This is a genomic window from Erwinia sp. LJJL01, from assembly GCF_047300805.2.
GTDB classification, from domain to species: domain Bacteria; phylum Pseudomonadota; class Gammaproteobacteria; order Enterobacterales; family Enterobacteriaceae; genus Erwinia; species Erwinia aphidicola.
This window is the reverse complement of record NZ_CP178576.1, coordinates 4,482,086-4,498,948: the sequence shown is the minus strand read 5'-3', so window position 1 is coordinate 4,498,948 and position 16,863 is coordinate 4,482,086. Positions and strand designations below refer to the sequence as shown.

At 55.5% G+C, this 16,863-nt stretch carries 19 protein-coding genes, 1 pseudogene and 1 other annotated feature; of the genes and pseudogenes, 15 read left to right on the top strand and 5 right to left on the bottom strand.

Features of this window, described 5'->3' with window-relative positions:
* Window positions 1-158: 158 nt before the first annotated feature.
* The 3 genes from ACLI4M_RS22015 to hxpB all read right to left on the bottom strand — a co-directional run bounded on the left by ACLI4M_RS22015 (window position 159) and on the right by hxpB (window position 2,451).
* On the bottom strand, window positions 159-749 hold the full coding sequence (locus ACLI4M_RS22015) for a metal-dependent hydrolase (RefSeq protein ID WP_133623489.1): 591 nt from the start codon (window positions 747-749) through the stop codon (window positions 159-161).
* Window positions 750-894: 145 nt separating this feature from the next.
* Complete coding sequence (gene kduD / locus ACLI4M_RS22010) at window positions 895-1,656, bottom strand: 2-dehydro-3-deoxy-D-gluconate 5-dehydrogenase KduD (RefSeq protein WP_133623490.1); 762 nt, start codon at window positions 1,654-1,656, stop codon at window positions 895-897.
* A 123-nt stretch (window positions 1,657-1,779) separates the two neighbouring features.
* Window positions 1,780-2,451, bottom strand: a complete 672-nt coding sequence (gene hxpB, locus ACLI4M_RS22005; protein WP_133623491.1) for a hexitol phosphatase HxpB — start codon at window positions 2,449-2,451, stop codon at window positions 1,780-1,782.
* 171 nt (window positions 2,452-2,622) lie between these two features.
* On the opposite strand from hxpB, the gene ACLI4M_RS22000 reads away from it, so the two are divergent.
* A complete protein-coding gene (locus ACLI4M_RS22000) occupies window positions 2,623-3,162 on the top strand; it encodes a YniB family protein (protein WP_048916214.1) in 540 nt (179 codons plus the stop codon).
* A 39-nt stretch (window positions 3,163-3,201) separates the two neighbouring features.
* Here the strand turns inward: ACLI4M_RS22000 and ACLI4M_RS21995 are convergent, their stop codons facing one another.
* Both ACLI4M_RS21995 and ghoS read right to left on the bottom strand, forming a co-directional pair.
* Window positions 3,202-4,095, bottom strand: a complete 894-nt coding sequence (locus ACLI4M_RS21995; RefSeq protein ID WP_133623492.1) for a fructosamine kinase family protein — start codon at window positions 4,093-4,095, stop codon at window positions 3,202-3,204.
* Between the two features lie 99 nt (window positions 4,096-4,194).
* On the bottom strand, window positions 4,195-4,488 hold the full coding sequence (ghoS, locus tag ACLI4M_RS21990) for a type V toxin-antitoxin system endoribonuclease antitoxin GhoS (RefSeq protein ID WP_133623493.1): 294 nt from the start codon (window positions 4,486-4,488) through the stop codon (window positions 4,195-4,197).
* Window positions 4,489-4,933: 445 nt separating this feature from the next.
* Here ghoS and ACLI4M_RS21985 point away from each other — a divergent pair, with 445 nt between their 5' ends.
* The 14 genes and pseudogenes from ACLI4M_RS21985 to ACLI4M_RS21920 all read left to right on the top strand — a co-directional run bounded on the left by ACLI4M_RS21985 (window position 4,934) and on the right by ACLI4M_RS21920 (window position 16,678).
* Window positions 4,934-5,689, top strand: coding sequence for a DUF481 domain-containing protein (locus ACLI4M_RS21985; protein WP_133623494.1), 756 nt, complete (start codon window positions 4,934-4,936; stop codon window positions 5,687-5,689).
* 240 nt (window positions 5,690-5,929) lie between these two features.
* Window positions 5,930-7,858 carry a threonine--tRNA ligase gene (gene thrS / locus ACLI4M_RS21980; protein ID WP_048916199.1) on the top strand — a complete coding sequence of 643 codons (1,929 nt, stop codon included), beginning with the start codon at window positions 5,930-5,932 and terminating at the stop codon, window positions 7,856-7,858.
* A gap of 3 nt (window positions 7,859-7,861) precedes the next feature.
* The gene (gene infC / locus ACLI4M_RS21975; RefSeq protein ID WP_099754375.1) at window positions 7,862-8,413 is read left to right on the top strand and encodes a translation initiation factor IF-3; all 552 of its coding nucleotides are present in this window, start codon (window positions 7,862-7,864) and stop codon (window positions 8,411-8,413) included.
* A 93-nt stretch (window positions 8,414-8,506) separates the two neighbouring features.
* Window positions 8,507-8,704, top strand: coding sequence for a 50S ribosomal protein L35 (gene rpmI / locus ACLI4M_RS21970; RefSeq protein WP_005968897.1), 198 nt, complete (start codon window positions 8,507-8,509; stop codon window positions 8,702-8,704).
* A 40-nt stretch (window positions 8,705-8,744) separates the two neighbouring features.
* The gene (rplT, locus tag ACLI4M_RS21965; protein WP_062743499.1) at window positions 8,745-9,101 is read left to right on the top strand and encodes a 50S ribosomal protein L20; all 357 of its coding nucleotides are present in this window, start codon (window positions 8,745-8,747) and stop codon (window positions 9,099-9,101) included.
* Between the two features lie 104 nt (window positions 9,102-9,205).
* Window positions 9,206-9,331: a sequence feature (Phe leader region), on the top strand.
* A pseudogene (gene pheM, locus ACLI4M_RS21960) lies at window positions 9,215-9,256 on the top strand (pheST operon leader peptide PheM). It overlaps the preceding feature by 42 nt.
* 88 nt (window positions 9,332-9,419) lie before the next feature.
* Window positions 9,420-10,403 carry a phenylalanine--tRNA ligase subunit alpha gene (gene pheS / locus ACLI4M_RS21955; RefSeq protein ID WP_048916196.1) on the top strand — a complete coding sequence of 328 codons (984 nt, stop codon included), beginning with the start codon at window positions 9,420-9,422 and terminating at the stop codon, window positions 10,401-10,403.
* Between the two features lie 15 nt (window positions 10,404-10,418).
* Window positions 10,419-12,806, top strand: a complete 2,388-nt coding sequence (gene pheT, locus ACLI4M_RS21950; RefSeq protein ID WP_133623496.1) for a phenylalanine--tRNA ligase subunit beta — start codon at window positions 10,419-10,421, stop codon at window positions 12,804-12,806.
* Between the two features lie 4 nt (window positions 12,807-12,810).
* On the top strand, window positions 12,811-13,110 hold the full coding sequence (ihfA, locus tag ACLI4M_RS21945; RefSeq protein WP_017802142.1) for an integration host factor subunit alpha: 300 nt from the start codon (window positions 12,811-12,813) through the stop codon (window positions 13,108-13,110).
* Between the two features lie 215 nt (window positions 13,111-13,325).
* A complete protein-coding gene (locus ACLI4M_RS21940; protein WP_133623497.1) occupies window positions 13,326-13,748 on the top strand; it encodes a DUF2502 domain-containing protein in 423 nt (140 codons plus the stop codon).
* 86 nt (window positions 13,749-13,834) lie between these two features.
* Window positions 13,835-14,815 carry a vitamin B12 ABC transporter permease BtuC gene (gene btuC / locus ACLI4M_RS21935; RefSeq protein ID WP_133623498.1) on the top strand — a complete coding sequence of 327 codons (981 nt, stop codon included), beginning with the start codon at window positions 13,835-13,837 and terminating at the stop codon, window positions 14,813-14,815.
* A 44-nt stretch (window positions 14,816-14,859) separates the two neighbouring features.
* Window positions 14,860-15,405, top strand: a complete 546-nt coding sequence (locus tag ACLI4M_RS21930; protein ID WP_133623499.1) for a glutathione peroxidase — start codon at window positions 14,860-14,862, stop codon at window positions 15,403-15,405.
* Window positions 15,406-16,146: a vitamin B12 ABC transporter ATP-binding protein BtuD gene (gene btuD / locus ACLI4M_RS21925; RefSeq protein ID WP_133623500.1), complete on the top strand. Its 741-nt coding sequence runs from the start codon at window positions 15,406-15,408 to the stop codon at window positions 16,144-16,146. It abuts the gene before it with no gap.
* 73 nt (window positions 16,147-16,219) lie between these two features.
* Window positions 16,220-16,678, top strand: a complete 459-nt coding sequence (locus ACLI4M_RS21920; protein WP_133623501.1) for an NlpC/P60 family protein — start codon at window positions 16,220-16,222, stop codon at window positions 16,676-16,678.
* The last annotated feature ends 185 nt before the right edge of the window (window positions 16,679-16,863 follow it).

The window sequence follows — 16,863 nt, the reverse complement described above, 5'->3', positions numbered from 1 at the left end:
CATTTCTCCCAAAAATAGTCGGCAAAAGTGCCATAACTGACTTCAGTTAATTTCTGACGCGCAGTAACCAGCACAAGGGCGAAATGGTAGCAGCTAGTGATGGTGCAGGCTTATATCCAAAAGGAATGATTTATAACTTTTGCTGCGTTATTGCCTGATTAATGTCCGTTTTGCGGATTTATTACCCGGCTAAAGCCATTTTGTACCGAATTGACCACCTGACTGGTCCAGCCGGTCGCACCAAACGGTGGCATTCCCGGCGGAAACCAGATGGCATAACCGACCAGCGCGAGGCACAGCGCACGCTCCAGCTGGTTACCTTTCTGGCTTCTCAGCAGCGGCAGGCGGAAGCGCCAGCGGCACGGCCACAGCAGGGGGACCCCGGCGGGCGTCAGCATATCGGCAACAATGTGGCTGAGGTAGCCCAGCACCATGCCCTGGAAGGCATCGGCAGGGATCAGCCAGCCAGCGGGCAGCTTCAGCTGTAGCAGCGCGACGCCGCCCGCCAACGCCAGCAGGCTGTGGGTAAATCCGCGATGACCAAAGGCGCGCGCAATAGGGTGCGACAGCCACTTCAGGCGCTGACCGAGAAAAGATTTGGGATGGTCAATGTCCGGCAGCAGGCAGGTGAGCAGGGTAGCCGGAATAATATGCCACCAGTCTGCGCTGGCCAGCACCGGCGTCAGTTCCGCACGCTTGGCGAAAATGGCGCTGGCAATGGCAAATATGAGGTGGCCTTCGGCCGTCATGGGAACACCTGGTGCATAACTGTCAATGCATCCAGTATAGGGAATATATACAGTAGAATAAATATGTGACGCTGTAACGAAAGATAAATATTTTTACATCAGTGAAATGTTGAGCGGGTCGCGCAGAAACTGACCCGCATTTGGCTTACCGCGCCAGCCAGCCGCCGTCGACGGCCAGCGTATAGCCATTGACGTAGTCCGCCGCGCTGGAGGCAAGAAACACCACCGGCCCCATCATATCGCGGCTCTCGCCCCAGCGACCGCTCGGGATGCGCTCGAGGATCTGCTGACTGCGCTCTTCGTCATCACGCAGCTGCTCGGTGTTGTTGGTGGCCATATAGCCCGGGGCGATGGCATTAACGTTGATGCCGTACTGCGCCCATTCGTTGGCCATCAGGCGCGTCAGCCCCATTACCGCGCTTTTCGAGGCGGTATACGAAGGTACGCGGATGCCGCCCTGGTAAGAGAGCATTGAGGCGATATTAATGATTTTGCCGCCGTGCCCCTGCTGAACGAACTGGCGCGCCACCGCCTGCGCAAGAAAGAACAGCGTCTTGCTGTTGATGTTCATGACGTCATCCCAGTCCTGCTCACTGAAATTCAGCGCCTCTGCGCGGCGAATAATCCCGGCATTGTTGACCAGGATATCGAGCCGCGGGCAGGCTGCCAGCGCCTGCTCCATCACCTTTGGCACGCAGTGGCTGTCCGACAGGTCGGCGGTGATGCTGATAAAGCGGCGTCCGAGCGCGCTCACCTGCTTTGCCGTTGCGCAGGCAGCGGAGCGGTTGACGCCAATAATGTCACATCCGGCCTGCGCCAGACCGACGGCCATACCCTGACCCAGCCCGGTGTTGCATCCGGTGATCAGTGCGACTTTCCCTTCGAGGTTAAAAGCATTGAGGATCATAGCGGCTTCCTGATTAATGAGGTTATCAGGGAGCATAGGCGCAGGAAGAGGGTAATTCAATAAAAATGAAACATTGTTTTATTTTTATTGAGAGGTGCTGCACAGGCAGCACCTTTTCAGGGTTTAACCACCGCGCAGATGAGCAGGGGTGAGCTGCTGCAGGCTGCTCAGCTTGACCTCCGCCAGCGCCCAGCGTGCATCTTCAGCGTAGCTGGCGTCAGGCACCACTATAGAGCGCATACGTGCGGCTTTAGTGGCGATCATGCCGTTAAAGGAGTCTTCCAGCGTGACGCAGTTCAGTGGGTCGACGCCAAGCCGGGCGGCGGCATCAAGGTAAACCTGCGGGTGCGGTTTGCTGTAGGGCAGAGATTCTGCCGAGGCCAGCACTTCAAAATAGTCGCGCAGGTCAAACATCTCCAGCACGCGCTCCAGCATAAACAGCGGGGAGGCGGAGGCGAGGCCAATCTTCAGCCCTTCGGCCTGGCACAGCTTTAACGCATGCTCAACGCCCGGCAGCAGCGGGCGGCGCTCCTCTACCAGGCTCAGCGCGCGGGCAATCACGCGCTGCGTCACTTCCGCCTGGGAAGGGCCGCTCCACGGCAGGGTTTCGTACCACATGCGCACCACCTGATCGATGCGCAGGCCGAGCGCGTCGGGCAGCGCTTTACGGCGGCTGAGGTCAACATCAAGGGTATTGAAGATGTCCAGCTCGGCCTGGTGCCATAGCGGTTCTGAATCGATCAGCAGGCCATCCATATCAAAGATGGCGGCGAGTACAGGGCGTTGATAAGACATGCTGCGGCTCCATTTGACAGTTTGTGCCACCTTAGCATGAAGGCGCTGCTGAAAAAATTATCATCGCAGCGGCGTTTAGCCGGGATCCTGCGCTGGTGACCGCATTTTACAGGCGCTTTTTGCCGACTCAATGTAGACTGACACGCAGACATCGTATGGACAGGAGAAGGCATGACTTATCAACAGGCTGGCAGAGTGGCGGTGATCAAGCGGGTCGCGGGCTGGGTTATCTTTATTCCCGCGCTGATCTCAACGCTGATTTCCCTGCTGGGTTTTCTGGAAAAAAGCCGGGAAAAGCGCGAGGGCATTAATGCGGTGATGCAGGATTTTGCCCATGTGATGATTGAGATGATCCGTTTTAACACCGGTTTTCTTTCCAGCTTCTGGAATAACTCACCGGTACCGGATTTTAATCACGGCAGCAACGTGCTGTTCTGGGTTATCTACGTGCTGATTTTTGTCGGCCTTGCTCTGCAGGCTTCCGGCGCGCGAATGTGGCGCCAGTCGCGCTTTCTGCGTGAAGGGATTGAGGATCAGCTGATTCTGGAGAACGCGCGCGGTACAGAAGGGCACACGCGTGCGCAGCTGGAAGAGAGGATTGTGGTGCCGCGCCACACCATTTTCCTGCAAATATTCCCGCTGTACGTCCTGCCGATTATCATCGCCGTAGCGGGCTACTTCGTGCTGAAGCTGGCCGGGTTTATCTACTGAGGATGGCGGGCGGGGGAAGGTGCCCCGCCCGGGCTTATCTCAGGCCGGACGCGCGTGCTGTTTAGCCAAATCGTCCACATCTAACAGGGTGCCTACCGCACGCTGTGCCTCCCCAAGCCAGCTGCCGCCGAAGACATTGGCGCGGTTCAGCAGATAGTAGAGCTGATAAATCGGCTGACGCTGTGAGAAGCCGCAAGGTAGCGGCCACACCGACTGATAACCCTCGAAAATCTGCCCCGGCAGCTGACTGAACCACGGTAGCATGGCCAGGTCACACTCACGATCGCCCCAGTAGCAGGCTGGATCAAATAGCCAGGGACCACTGTCACTCCCCGCGCAGTTCGCCGGCCACAGATCGCCGTGCAGTAGCGACGGCTGCGGGTGATGGGCGTCGAGGGCCGTCTGCGCGCAGTGCACAATCAGCTCGATATCCCCATACTGAATACCCTTTTCAGCGGCGAGCTGCAGCTGCCAGCCGATGCGCTGTTCAGCAAAGAACACCGACCAGCGTTTCAGCCAGCTGTTGGGCTGAGGAGAGGTGGTAATATTATTGTCGAAGTCCAGCCCAAACTGCGGCTGTTCACTCCACTGGTGAAGATGGGCCAGCTGTACGCCAAGCTGGAAAGCAGAATCGGCATTGAGCGGCGTCGGCTTGATGTATTCCAGCAGCAGAAAGCTGGTCTCGCGGTCGCTGCCAACGCCGTACACTTCCGGCACGCGCACCGTATGGGTACGCGCCAGCAGCTGGAGCTGATCCGCTTCCCAGCTGAAGAGATCGAGCATCTCGCGCTGGTTACACTTCACAAACACCTGGTGCTCACCGTATTGCAGCAGCCAGGCAGCATGGACCTCACCGCCCGGCAACTCGCTGCGTCCGCTAATTTCTGCCGGACCCAGTTGCTCACTCAACAGACGACCGATGGCTGACCACATAGGACACTCCTCTTTTTCGCTGTGATTCGACGATGATAACGCTTAAAGAATAACCAAAATACCCACTGGCGCACGGCATTGCATCATATTTACAGAAAGTTAGCGTTTAAGCTGCTGCTGGAACTCCTCCCAGCGCTGCACGTCCACCTCCGGTGCATCACCGAGCACCAATTCTCCCGCGCTGCGCGCCTGCTGCGCAATCTCTTCCGGCTCCATCGCGCTGGTGATGCCGAAGCTGTTGGTGCCTAATTCGTGTGGATGGCCCTCGCTGTCGTTGAGCGTGGTGCTGAACCCGGCACTGAGCAGGGCGCTATTTAACTCCAGCAGGTCAGAGAGCCCTTTTTCCTGGTAGCGGAAGGTGACAACAAACTGTTCAACTGATTGGCTATTCATGATTTACCTCAATGTGATAAAGCGCCCCTCAATCGTAGTTCACTGTCGCAGTCGGTGCGGTGAATTCACGCAAGGGCGCTAGCAAAGCCGAGGGCGGATCTCTTTTCTGCGCGTTTTACGTTAAGAAGACGTAAAGCCGCTGGTTGCGCAGCGGATGGGCGAATGCTGGTATTAATATTTACTTACATATACTGGCTGCAGGGCGATAAATTCGTCCTTTGCTAGAGCTAAATCTTATTGACAGCCAGGTGTTTTTTCATCATTTACCCATTATAATGCGCGCCGTTAATGGGAATGTTCCTATTCGAAGGGTAGTTTGGTCATGATGCTTTGGAAAAAGAGCGGATTAACAATTTCTTACGATTATTACCGTAAATTGCGTTGATCGTCCTTCAAAACGCTTCAGACTCCCTCTTTTTAAAACTGTCGTACGGGTCACATTTAAATGAAAGCGCTTAATAAGCTGTCTGTAGTTCTTCTGCTCTCCGGGGGAGCACTGTGTCAACAAGCCCTGGCGGATAACAACGTCTTCACGGTTATGGATGACCCTTCTACAGCGAAGAAAGATTTTGAAGGTAACGCGGCTGCGGGCTATATGGCTCAGTCCGGTAACACCACCAGTTCTTCCGCAACGGCGAACACCAACCTGACATGGTATACCCCAAGTTTTGCTTACAGCCTGTGGGGCAACGCCAGCAATACCTCGTCTAATGATGAGCGTTCATCCGAGACCTATCAGGTCGGTGGCCGTACGCGTTATAACATCAACAGCGCTGACTACCTGTTCGGCCAGGCGAGCTGGTTAAGCGACCGCTTCAACGGTTACGACGGTCGTTCTATTCTTGCTGCCGGTTACGGTCGCCAGCTGCTGAACGGCCCGGTGCACTCGCTGCGTGTGGAAGCCGGTCCTGGTGTGCGTTATGACGACTACCATGAAGGTGGCCATGAGACCCAGGCTCTGGCCTATGGCGCACTGAGCTATCAGTGGCAGCTGACGGACACCACCAAGTTCGTTCAGGGTGTTTCCGTACTGGGTAGCGACGATACTACCGTCAACTCCGAAACCGGTCTGCAGGTAGCGATTAACGAACATTTCGCCCTGAAGATGGCTTACAACGTGACCTGGAACCAGAATCCACCTGAGTCAGCGCCCGATCATACCGATACCAAAACCACCATCACGCTCTCTTACGCGATGTAATTGCTTTGCGGGCTGCCTGCGGGCGGCCCGTCATTCCTGCCTTATTCTGCCAGCATCTCCCTGCGCGGTTTCTCTCTGATCCTAAAGATGTTATTATGCTTGCCTTGCTGTGTATTGCGCAGCTATCAAGGGCGGCGGCAATCCGACAATGTGGGTCAGACAGCCTGCCAGCCCGGAACTCTCAAACTATGTTTGCATGTAATCTTACGTGTGGGTTACCACTGCAATTAAGGATGTTTCATGCCTGTAATTACTCTTCCTGATGGAAGCCAGCGCTCTTTTGACCACGCCGTCAGCGTGATGGATATTGCCCTCGACATCGGTCCTGGCCTGGCGAAAGCCTGTATTGCTGGCCGTGTGAATGGTGAACTGGTGGATGCGGTTGACCCGATCACCGAAGACGCCAATGTTGCAATCATCACCGCTAAAGACGAAGCCGGTCTGGAAATTATTCGTCACTCCTGTGCGCACCTGTTAGGGCACGCGATTAAACAGCTGTGGCCGGATACCAAAATGGCTATCGGCCCGGTTATCGACAACGGTTTTTACTACGACGTTGACCTTGACCGCACGCTGACCCAGGAAGATATCGACCTGCTGGAAAAGCGTATGCACCAGCTGGCAGAGACCAATTACGACGTTGTTAAGCAGAAAGTCAGCTGGCAGGAAGCGCGTGACGCTTTCGCTGCGCGCGACGAAACTTACAAAATGACCATCCTTGATGAAAATATCAGCCGTGACGACCGTCCTGGCCTGTATCATCACGAAGAGTATGTCGACATGTGCCGGGGTCCGCACGTGCCGAATATGCGTTTCTGCCACCACTTCAAGCTACAGAAAATTTCTGGCGCTTACTGGCGTGGCGACAGCAACAATAAAATGTTGCAGCGTATTTACGGCACCGCCTGGGCCGACAAAAAGCAGCTGGCGGCCTATCTGCTGCGTCTGGAAGAAGCGGCGAAGCGCGATCACCGTAAAATCGGTAAGCAGCTCGACCTGTATCATATGCAGGAAGAGGCGCCTGGCATGGTGTTCTGGCACAACGACGGCTGGACTATCTTCCGCGAGCTGGAAGTGTTTGTCCGCACCAAGCTGAAAGAGTATGACTACCAGGAAGTAAAAGGTCCGTTCATGATGGACCGCGTGCTGTGGGAAAAAACCGGCCACTGGGAAAACTACAAAGAGGCGATGTTTACCACCTCTTCAGAAAACCGTGAATACTGCATTAAGCCGATGAACTGCCCGGGCCACGTGCAGATTTTCAATCAGGGTCTAAAATCATACCGTGATTTACCCCTGCGTATGGCAGAGTTTGGTAGCTGTCACCGTAATGAGCCGTCGGGCGCACTGCACGGCCTGATGCGCGTACGCGGCTTTACTCAGGATGATGCCCATATCTTCTGTACTGAAGAGCAGGTGCGCGACGAGGTCAACAGCTGCATTAAGATGGTGTACGACATGTACAGCACCTTCGGCTTTGAAAAGATCGTGGTGAAACTCTCTACGCGTCCAGAGAAGCGTATCGGCACCGACGACCTGTGGGACCGCTCAGAAGCGGACCTGGCGGCCGCGCTGAAAGAGAACAACATTCCGTTCGAATATCAGCCGGGCGAGGGCGCTTTCTACGGTCCTAAAATTGAGTTTACCCTGCATGACTGTCTCGACCGTGCATGGCAGTGTGGTACTGTGCAGCTGGACTTCTCGCTGCCGGGCCGCCTGAGCGCCTCGTATGTGGGTGAAAGTAATGAACGTCAGGTTCCGGTGATGATTCACCGCGCAATCCTGGGGTCCATGGAGCGCTTTATCGGGATTTTAACCGAAGAATATGCCGGTTTCTTCCCGACCTGGCTTGCTCCACTACAAGTTGTGGTGATGAATATCACCGATGGCCAGTCCGAATATGTTGCAGAATTGACCCGAAAATTGCAGAATGCGGGCATTCGTGCAAAAGCGGACTTGAGAAACGAGAAGATTGGCTTTAAAATCCGCGAGCATACTTTACGTCGTGTCCCTTACATGTTGGTCTGTGGTGATAAAGAGGTGGAAGCTGGCAAAGTGGCCGTTCGCACCCGCCGCGGTAAAGACCTGGGAAGCATGGACGTAAACGAAGTGATCGCGAAGCTGCAGGATGAAATCCGCAGTCGCAATCTTCATCAATTGGAGGAATAAAGTATTAAAGGCGGAAAACGAGTTCAACCGGCGCGTCCTAATCGCATTAACAGAGAAATTCGCGCCACTGAGGTTCGTCTGACAGGCGTCGATGGCGAACAGATTGGTATTGTCAGTCTGGATGAAGCTTTAGAAAAAGCTGCAGAAGCAGGTGTTGATCTTGTCGAGATCAGCCCTAACGCCGAACCGCCCGTTTGTCGTGTTATGGACTACGGCAAGTTCCTTTATGAAAAAAGCAAATCTTCTAAGGAACAGAAGAAAAAGCAAAAAGTTATCCAGGTTAAGGAAATTAAATTCCGTCCTGGTACCGATGATGGCGACTATCAGGTAAAACTACGCAACCTGATTCGCTTTCTGGAAGATGGCGATAAAGCCAAGATCACACTGCGTTTCCGCGGTCGTGAGATGGCGCACCAGCAGATCGGTATGGAAGTGCTTAACCGCGTCCGTAAAGATCTGTGTGAAGATATTGATCTGGCAGTGGTCGAATCGTTCCCTACAAGGATCGAAGGTCGTCAGATGATTATGGTGCTCGCTCCCAAGAAGAGGCAGTAGGCCCTAAAGTAATCCTGCCGCGCGCTTCGGTGCGCGGTGAGATTCGCCTGTCTGGTTCATTTTATTAACAATGCGAAGTGGATATTTTTTCAAATGCCAAAGATTAAAACTGTACGTGGCGCGGCCAAGCGCTTCAAGAAGACCGCCGGTGGCGGCTTCAAGCGTAAACACGCTAACCTGCGTCATATTCTGACTAAAAAATCTACTAAGCGTAAACGCCACCTGCGTCCGAAAGGCATGGTGTCTAAAGGCGATCTGGGTCTGGTTATTGCCTGCCTGCCGTACGCATAAGTAAATTTTTTTTTAACAGAATATTAAACAGGAGAGCTAAATGGCTCGTGTAAAACGTGGTGTAGTTGCTCGCGCACGTCACAAGAAAATCTTAAAACAAGCTAAAGGCTATTACGGTGCACGTTCACGTGTTTACCGCGTTGCCTTCCAGGCTGTAATTAAAGCTGGTCAGTATGCTTACCGTGACCGTCGTCAGCGTAAGCGTCAGTTCCGTCAGCTGTGGATTGCGCGTATCAACGCAGCAGCTCGCACTAACGGTATGTCTTACAGCCGTTTCATCAATGGCCTGAAAAAGGCTTCGATCGAAATCGACCGTAAGATTCTGGCTGACATCGCCGTATTCGACAAAGCAGTATTTGCTGCTCTGGTAGAAAAAGCGAAATCAGCTCTGGCGTAAGCCAGTTGGAAGAGGGAGCTTGTCTCCCTCTTTTTTATTGTCTGAAAAGATTGACTTTTCTGCCTGTTAAGATTTCAATAGAGCCGTCTTAACCGCAACAAGGTAACGCCACCATGAATGCTATTTTCCGTTTCTTTTTTTACTTTAGCGCCTGACTATCGGGGGCTTTTGCGCAAAGAAAAGAAACGAAAAATCGCGCTGAAAGCCTCCCTCGTGGAGGCTTTTTTCGTTTTAGCGCTCGAAACACATCGACTATTGGGCGGCTACTCGTCCTGACAAATAACAGACCGGCCACGGTGGCTGGAAGAAGAGGAAAGCATGTCACATCTCGCAGACCTGGTGGCGAGCGCGAAAGCCGCTATCAATGATGCTCAGGATGTCGCCGCGTTAGATAACGTTCGCGTCGAATACCTGGGTAAAAAAGGGCATCTAACGCTCCAGATGACAACCCTGCGTGAACTGCCAGCGGAAGACCGTCCGGCGGCGGGTGCAGTGATTAACGAAGCAAAGCAGCAGGTTCAGGAGGCGCTTAACGCGCAGAAGAATTCGCTGGAGTCCGCCGTGATGAATGCCCGCCTGGCGCAGGAGACGATTGATGTCTCGCTGCCGGGCCGCCGCATTGAGAACGGCGGTCTGCATCCGGTAACGCGCACCATTGACCGCATCGAGACCTTCTTCGGTGAGCTGGGCTTCTCCGTGGCAACCGGTCCGGAAATTGAAGATGACTATCACAACTTCGATGCGCTGAATATTCCCGGGCACCACCCGGCGCGTGCGGATCACGATACCTTCTGGTTTGATGCCACCCGCCTGCTGCGTACCCAGACTTCTGGCGTGCAGATCCGCACCATGAAAGATCAGCAGCCGCCGATCCGCATTATTGCCCCGGGCCGCGTCTATCGTAACGATTACGATCAGACTCACACCCCAATGTTCCACCAGATGGAAGGATTGATTGTCGATAAGGGCATCAGCTTCACCAATCTGAAGGGCACGCTGCACGACTTCCTGAACAACTTCTTTGAAGCAGACCTGCAGGTACGCTTCCGTCCGTCCTACTTCCCGTTCACCGAACCGTCCGCCGAAGTGGATGTGATGGGTAAAAACGGCAAGTGGCTGGAAGTGCTGGGCTGTGGCATGGTGCACCCGAACGTACTGCGCAATGTTGGCATTGACCCGGAAGTGTACTCAGGCTTCGCCTTTGGTATGGGGATGGAACGTCTGACCATGCTGCGCTATGGCGTGACCGACCTGCGCGCCTTCTTCGAAAATGATTTACGTTTCCTCAAACAGTTTAAATAAGGGCGGGTAAAACCAATGAAATTCAGTGAACTCTGGTTACGTGAATGGGTCAACCCGGCCATTGACAGTGCAGCCCTGTCCGATCAAATCACTATGGCAGGCCTGGAAGTAGACGGCGTTGAAGCCGTTGCCGGTGCTTTTCACGGTGTAGTCGTGGGCGAAGTGGTCGAGTGCGGTCAGCACCCGAATGCCGACAAGCTGCGCGTGACCAAAATTAACGTCGGCGGCGATCGCCTGCTGGATATCGTCTGTGGCGCACCCAACTGCCGTCAGGGTCTGAAAGTGGCCGTGGCGACCGTCGGCGCAGTGCTGCCGGGTGATTTCAAAATCAAAGCGGCTAAGCTGCGCGGTGAGCCTTCTGAAGGTATGCTGTGCTCGTTCTCCGAGCTGGGTATTTCCGACGATCATGAGGGCATCATTGAGCTGCCGCTGGATGCCACCGTTGGCACCGACATCCGCGAATATCTGCAGCTGGATGACAACACGATTGAGATCAGCGTCACGCCAAACCGTGCCGACTGCCTGGGCATTATCGGCGTGGCGCGTGACGTGGCCGTGCTCAACAAGCTGCCGTTGAACGCTCCCGACATCGCACCGGTTGCAGCCACGCTGGCGGATACTTTGCCAATTCGTGTTGATGCGCCAGAAGCCTGCCCGCGCTACCTCGGTCGTGTGGTGAAAGGTATTAACGTCAAAGCCGCTACCCCGCTGTGGATGAAAGAAAAACTGCGCCGCTGCGGCATCCGCTCGATCGATCCGGTGGTGGATATCACCAACTATGTTTTACTTGAGCTCGGCCAGCCGATGCACGCCTTCGACCTTGACCGCATTGACGGTGGCATCGTGGTACGCCTGGCGGAAGAGGGTGAGAAGCTGACCCTGCTGGACGGCAACGAAGCTACCCTGAAAAGCGACACGCTGGTGATTGCTGATCACAGCAAAGCGCTGGCCATGGGCGGGATTTTCGGCGGCGAACACTCTGGCGTAAATGAAGAGACGCAGAACGTGCTGTTCGAGTGTGCCTTCTTCAGCCCGCTCTCCATTACCGGCCGCGCACGCCGTCACGGCCTGCATACCGATGCGTCTCACCGCTATGAGCGTGGCGTGGATCCGGCTCTGCAGCATAAAGCTATCGAACGCGCCACCGCGCTGCTGCTGGAAATTTGCGGCGGTGAAGCTGGCCCGGTCATTGATGTGACGACCGAGTCAGCCTTGCCACAGCGTGCGACCATTACGCTGCGTCGTGAAAAGTTGGACCGCCTGATTGGCCACGTGATTGCCGATGAGGAAGTGAGTGATATTCTGCGTCGCCTCGGTTGCGAAGTGACGGAAGGAAACGGTCAGTGGCAGGCGGTTGCGCCAGGCTGGCGTTTCGATCTCGCTATTGAAGAAGATCTGGTGGAAGAAGTGGCCCGCGTATACGGCTACGACAACATTCCTGACGTGCCGGTACAGGCGGGTCTGGTGATGACCAAACACCGTGAAGCTAACCTCTCCCTGAAGCGTGTTAAGGCGCTGCTGGTGGATAAAGGCTATCAGGAAGCCATCACTTACAGCTTCGTTGACCCCAAAATTCAGGCGCTGCTGCACCCGGGTGAAGAGAACCTGGTGCTGCCTAGCCCAATCTCGGTAGAGATGTCTGCAATGCGTCTGTCGCTGTGGAGTGGTCTGCTGGGTGCGGTGGCGTATAACCAGAATCGTCAGCAGTCACGCGTACGTCTGTTTGAGAGCGGGCTGCGCTTTGTCCCTGATACTCAGGCAAACCTCGGCATCCGTCAGGATGTTATGCTGGCGGGTGTTATCAGCGGGCATCGCAATGAAGAGCACTGGGATCTGGCGCGTAACGCAGTAGACTTCTATGATTTGAAAGGTGATTTGGAATCGGTACTGGAGTTAACGGGCAAGCTGGACGAGATTCAGTTTGTGGCAGCGGCTAATCCAGCACTGCATCCAGGGCAGAGCGCACAAATTATTTTACGCGGCGAACACATCGGATTCATCGGTGTGGTGCACCCGGAACTTGAACGTAAACTGGATCTTAACGGCCGTACGGTGGTGTTCGAACTGCTGTGGGACAAGGTTGCAGACCGCGTCCTGCCTGATGCCAGCAGCATTTCACGCTTCCCGGCGAACCGCCGAGATATCGCCGTGGTGGTGGCAGAAAACGTGCCAGCAGCAGATATCATCGCAGAGTGTAAGAAAGTTGGCGTAAATCAGGTAGTTGGCGTAAACTTGTTTGACGTGTACCGTGGTAAGGGCGTAAATGATGGTTTTAAGAGCCTCGCTATCAGCCTGATTTTGCAAGATACCAGCCGGACACTCGAAGAAGAGGAGATTGCCGCTACCGTTGCAAAATGCGTAGAGGCACTGAAAGAGCGATTCCAAGCATCCTTGAGGGATTGAACCTATGGCGCTTACAAAAGCTGAAATGTCTGAATACCTGTTTGAGAAGCTCGGGCTTAGCAAGCGGGATGCCAAAGAGCTGGTAGAACTGTTTTTTGAAGAAGTGCGTCGTGCTTTGGAGAACGGTGAACAGGTCAAACTGTCAGGATTTGGCAACTTCGACCTTCGCGACAAAAATCAACGTCCGGGACGTAACCCCAAAACGGGTGAAGATATTCCCATTACGGCTCGCCGGGTTGTGACGTTTCGACCGGGACAGAAACTTAAAAGCCGGGTTGAGAACGCCTCGCCGAAAGAAGACTGATTTCCGCCATTCAAAAGGCCGCGCAAGCGGCCTTTTTCCTTACTGTCTGTTTTAGCCGATTAGGGCAAAACCCCTGATTATACCCTTCACAATCCCTCCATACTGTTAAGCCTGCGTAAGTTATTAGAAAGTAAACGGTAAATCATCCCGGGCTGATAGTGATCTTCATAAGCAATTGCTATAACACTGCCATGACATGACGGGAGGTCAGCCTGATGAAAAAAATCGTATTGTTACTGTGCCTGCTGGCAGGCGCGCCGCTGATGGCCGAAGCTGCCGTTGGCATTGATATCCGCTCGCCGGGCGTCAGCATTCATTTAGGGGACCGCGATACGCGCGGTTACTACTGGGACGGATATGACTGGCGAGCGCCGCGCTGGTGGCACGACCACCAGAACCGCCACTGGGGCGAGCGAGGTCCGCGTGGTGACTACTGGAATGGTCGCGGCTGGCAGCGTCATCCCCCCGTGCGCAGGCCGCCACCGCCGCCGCGGCCGGCGTATCACCACGCCCCCCCGCGACCGCCGCAGCATCGTCCGCAGCCACACCACAGTGCGCCGCCGCACCACAATGGCAGACCGCAGGGCGAAGATCGCGCTCATCACCCGCGGCCGCCACAGCAGGGTGACCGTCACTGATCATCAAGAGCCAGCCAAGCTGGCTCTTTCTTTTTGCTGATTTACCTCTACAATCAAACCCCTGTTTTCCCTATAAAACGTCGGCTATGACTCTGCTCTCTCAACAGATATCGGCTGCGCAACGCCGGGCAACAGTCTGGCTGAGCGGACTGCTGCTGTTCTGTCTGATCCTGCTTATTATCAGCCTGTGTGCGGGCGAACGCTGGATAGCGCCAACGCAGTGGTTAACGCCTGATGGTCAGCTGTTTGTCTGGCAGCTGCGCCTGCCGCGCTCGCTGGCGGTCATGCTGGTTGGTGCCGCACTGGCGGTGGCCGGCGCAGCCATGCAGGCGCTGTTTACTAATCCGCTGGCAGAGCCGGGCCTGCTCGGCGTGTCCGGTGGTGCCGGCGTCGGGCTGGTGCTGTGCATTTTCACCGGCAGCAACAGTCCGTGGATGATGAGCCTGGCCGCCATCTGCGGTGCATTGCTGGTAACCCTCATCCTGCTGCGCCTGGCAAGACGCCAGCTGTCGACCAGCCGACTGCTGCTGGCCGGCGTGGCGCTGGGGATAATCTGTAGTGCCCTGATGACCTGGGCCGTCTATTTCAGCAGTAATCTCGATCTGCGCCAGCTGATGTACTGGATGATGGGGGGATTTAGCGGCGTTGACTGGCGCTATGGCTGGCTGATGCTGGCATTCATGCCGGTGCTGCTGTGGTTAAGCGGCCGGGCGCGGGTATTGAACCTGCTGGCGCTGGGGGAGGTTTCTGCCCGCCAGCTCGGGCTGCCGCTGGTGCTGTGGCGTAACCTGCTGGTAATGGCTATCGGCTGGCTGGTCGGTGTCAGCGTGGCGCTGGCAGGCGCGATAGGCTTTGTCGGCCTGGTGATCCCGCATATTCTGCGGCTCAATGGGCTGAGCGATCATCGTATTCTGCTGCCCGGCTGTGCGCTGGCCGGAGCTGGCGTGCTGCTGGCGGCGGATATTATTGCGCGCGTAGCGCTCACTTCGGCCGAGCTGCCGATTGGCGTTGTCACCGCCACGCTGGGCGCGCCGGTATTTATCTGGCTATTATTGAGCAACCGTTAACAGCCATACGGCTGTTGTCTCCTCATTGAAACAGGAAAAACGCTATGAGCATCTTTGATACAGAACTGGTCACGCTCGACGGTGAAAAAACCACGCTGGCCCAGTGGCAGGGTGATGTGCTGCTGGTGGTGAACGTTGCTTCAAAATGCGGCCTGACGCCGCACTACGAGCAGCTGGAGAATCTGCAAAAGACGCTGCATGCCAGGGGACTGACCGTGCTGGGCTTCCCCTGCAATGCGTTTCTGGAGCAGGAGCCGGGCAGTGAGGAGGAGATCAAAACCTTCTGCAGTACCACTTATGGCGTCACCTTCCCGATGTTCAGCAAGATCGAGGTCAATGGCCCGCAGCGCCACCCGCTTTACAGTCAGCTGGTGGCCGCACAGCCGGTGGCGCAACGCCCTGAAGGCAGTGGTTTCCTCGAGCGTATGGAGAGCAAAGGCCGCGCGCCGAAGCAGGTCGGTGATATTCTGTGGAATTTTGAAAAATTCCTGATTGGCCGCGATGGTCAGGTTATTGCGCGTTTCTCACCGGATATGGAGCCGAACGATCCGACGTTGACTGCCGCCATTAACCAGGCTCTGACAAAATAGATGCTGCTGGAGATTTCAGGCGCTGCGCTTGCCGGGCGCCTGACCCCATTTAGCGCGCAGGTAGCGGCAGGACAGGTGATTCACCTGGTTGGCCCCAACGGTGCCGGAAAAAGCTCTCTGCTGGCTGCCCTGGCCGGGCTGCTCAGCACGGCGGGCGAGATCCGCTTTGCCGGGCAGCGGCTAAGCGACTGGCACGGCGCTGCGCTGGCACGCCAGCGGGCTTACCTGGCGCAGCAACAGCCGCCGCCGGGGGAGATGCCGGTCTGGCACTATCTGCGCATACACGCGCAGCAAACTCTGGAACAGAGCAGCAGCGTGCTACTGGCGCTGGCAGAGAAGCTCCAGCTGGCCGACAAACTTCAGCGCGCGCTGCATCAGCTCTCCGGCGGAGAGTGGCAGCGCGTGCGGCTGGCCGCCGTACTGCTGCAGCTCAGCCAGTCTGAAGGCAAGCTGCTGCTGCTCGATGAGCCGCTGACCGGACTGGATATCGCTCAGCAGGCGGCATTCGATGACCTCATTTCTGCCATTAGCGCGCGCGGTGTCGCGGTGGTGATGAGCAGCCACGACCTCAACCATTCGCTGCATTTTGCCGACCGGGTGTGGCTATTGCGCCCGGGGCAGAGCGCACTGGTCGGCCGCGCGCAGGAGGTGCTGACAGCGGCTAATCTCAGCGCCCTGTACCAGGTTCCGTTTCGCCTGCTTGAAGTGGAAGGGCGGCAGATGTTGACCACGCTGCGCTGACGACAGGGCATAAGTTGCCAGCGAGGGTATTTTACCGCTACATTAAACTGGTTTGCAGGGAAGGGGATCCGTGATGCGCTACTGGCTAGTTCTAATTGTTGTTATTCTGGCAGGCTGCAGCAGTCATGCCCCTGTGCCCAACAGCCGTCTTTCGGACTCCATCACCGTGATTGCGCAGCTCAACGATCAGCTTGGCAAATGGCGCGGTGCGCCTTACCGCTATGGCGGGATGAGCCCACGTGGCGTTGACTGTTCCGGCTTTGTTTATCTGACCTTCCGCGAGCGCTTTAATCTGCAATTACCCCGCACCACCGCTGCCCAGACCGATATCGGCACCCGTATCTCTAAAGATGACCTGCTGCCCGGCGACCTGGTGTTTTTTAAAACTGGCAGCGGCGAGAACGGTTTGCATGTTGGTATCTATGATACCGATAACCAGTTTATTCACGCCTCTACCAGTCAGGGGGTAACCCGCTCGTCGCTGGATAACGTTTACTGGCGTAAGGTGTTCTGGCAGGCGCGTCGTATTTAATTATTGCTGGCCTTTTTTTCATCGTGCTGCTTTATGCAGCATTTGATTTAGGCTGCCATAATTAATGCCAGGGCGATTAAAAAATATCCCTCCGATCAATTTACCTTAAGTCTTTATCGCGCTGACACTTAACCAATATTTTAGTAAAGCCTGGGTAAACAAAAACAGCAGAGGATATTAACTAT

Coding starts and splice junctions, on each gene's coding strand:
- ACLI4M_RS22015 (WP_133623489.1), bottom strand. CDS start 749: ATGACGGCCGAAGGCCACCTCATATTTGCCATTGCCAGCGCCATTTTC.
- ACLI4M_RS21930 (WP_133623499.1), top strand. CDS start 14,860: ATGAGCATCTTTGATACAGAACTGGTCACGCTCGACGGTGAAAAAACC.
- kduD (WP_133623490.1), bottom strand. CDS start 1,656: ATGATCCTCAATGCTTTTAACCTCGAAGGGAAAGTCGCACTGATCACC.
- hxpB (WP_133623491.1), bottom strand. CDS start 2,451: ATGTCTTATCAACGCCCTGTACTCGCCGCCATCTTTGATATGGATGGC.
- rpmI (WP_005968897.1), top strand. CDS start 8,507: ATGCCAAAGATTAAAACTGTACGTGGCGCGGCCAAGCGCTTCAAGAAG.
- thrS (WP_048916199.1), top strand. CDS start 5,930: ATGCCTGTAATTACTCTTCCTGATGGAAGCCAGCGCTCTTTTGACCAC.
- pheT (WP_133623496.1), top strand. CDS start 10,419: ATGAAATTCAGTGAACTCTGGTTACGTGAATGGGTCAACCCGGCCATT.
- ihfA (WP_017802142.1), top strand. CDS start 12,811: ATGGCGCTTACAAAAGCTGAAATGTCTGAATACCTGTTTGAGAAGCTC.
- ghoS (WP_133623493.1), bottom strand. CDS start 4,488: ATGAATAGCCAATCAGTTGAACAGTTTGTTGTCACCTTCCGCTACCAG.
- ACLI4M_RS21995 (WP_133623492.1), bottom strand. CDS start 4,095: ATGTGGTCAGCCATCGGTCGTCTGTTGAGTGAGCAACTGGGTCCGGCA.
- rplT (WP_062743499.1), top strand. CDS start 8,745: ATGGCTCGTGTAAAACGTGGTGTAGTTGCTCGCGCACGTCACAAGAAA.
- ACLI4M_RS22000 (WP_048916214.1), top strand. CDS start 2,623: ATGACTTATCAACAGGCTGGCAGAGTGGCGGTGATCAAGCGGGTCGCG.
- ACLI4M_RS21940 (WP_133623497.1), top strand. CDS start 13,326: ATGAAAAAAATCGTATTGTTACTGTGCCTGCTGGCAGGCGCGCCGCTG.
- ACLI4M_RS21985 (WP_133623494.1), top strand. CDS start 4,934: ATGAAAGCGCTTAATAAGCTGTCTGTAGTTCTTCTGCTCTCCGGGGGA.
- btuD (WP_133623500.1), top strand. CDS start 15,406: ATGCTGCTGGAGATTTCAGGCGCTGCGCTTGCCGGGCGCCTGACCCCA.
- ACLI4M_RS21920 (WP_133623501.1), top strand. CDS start 16,220: ATGCGCTACTGGCTAGTTCTAATTGTTGTTATTCTGGCAGGCTGCAGC.
- pheS (WP_048916196.1), top strand. CDS start 9,420: ATGTCACATCTCGCAGACCTGGTGGCGAGCGCGAAAGCCGCTATCAAT.
- btuC (WP_133623498.1), top strand. CDS start 13,835: ATGACTCTGCTCTCTCAACAGATATCGGCTGCGCAACGCCGGGCAACA.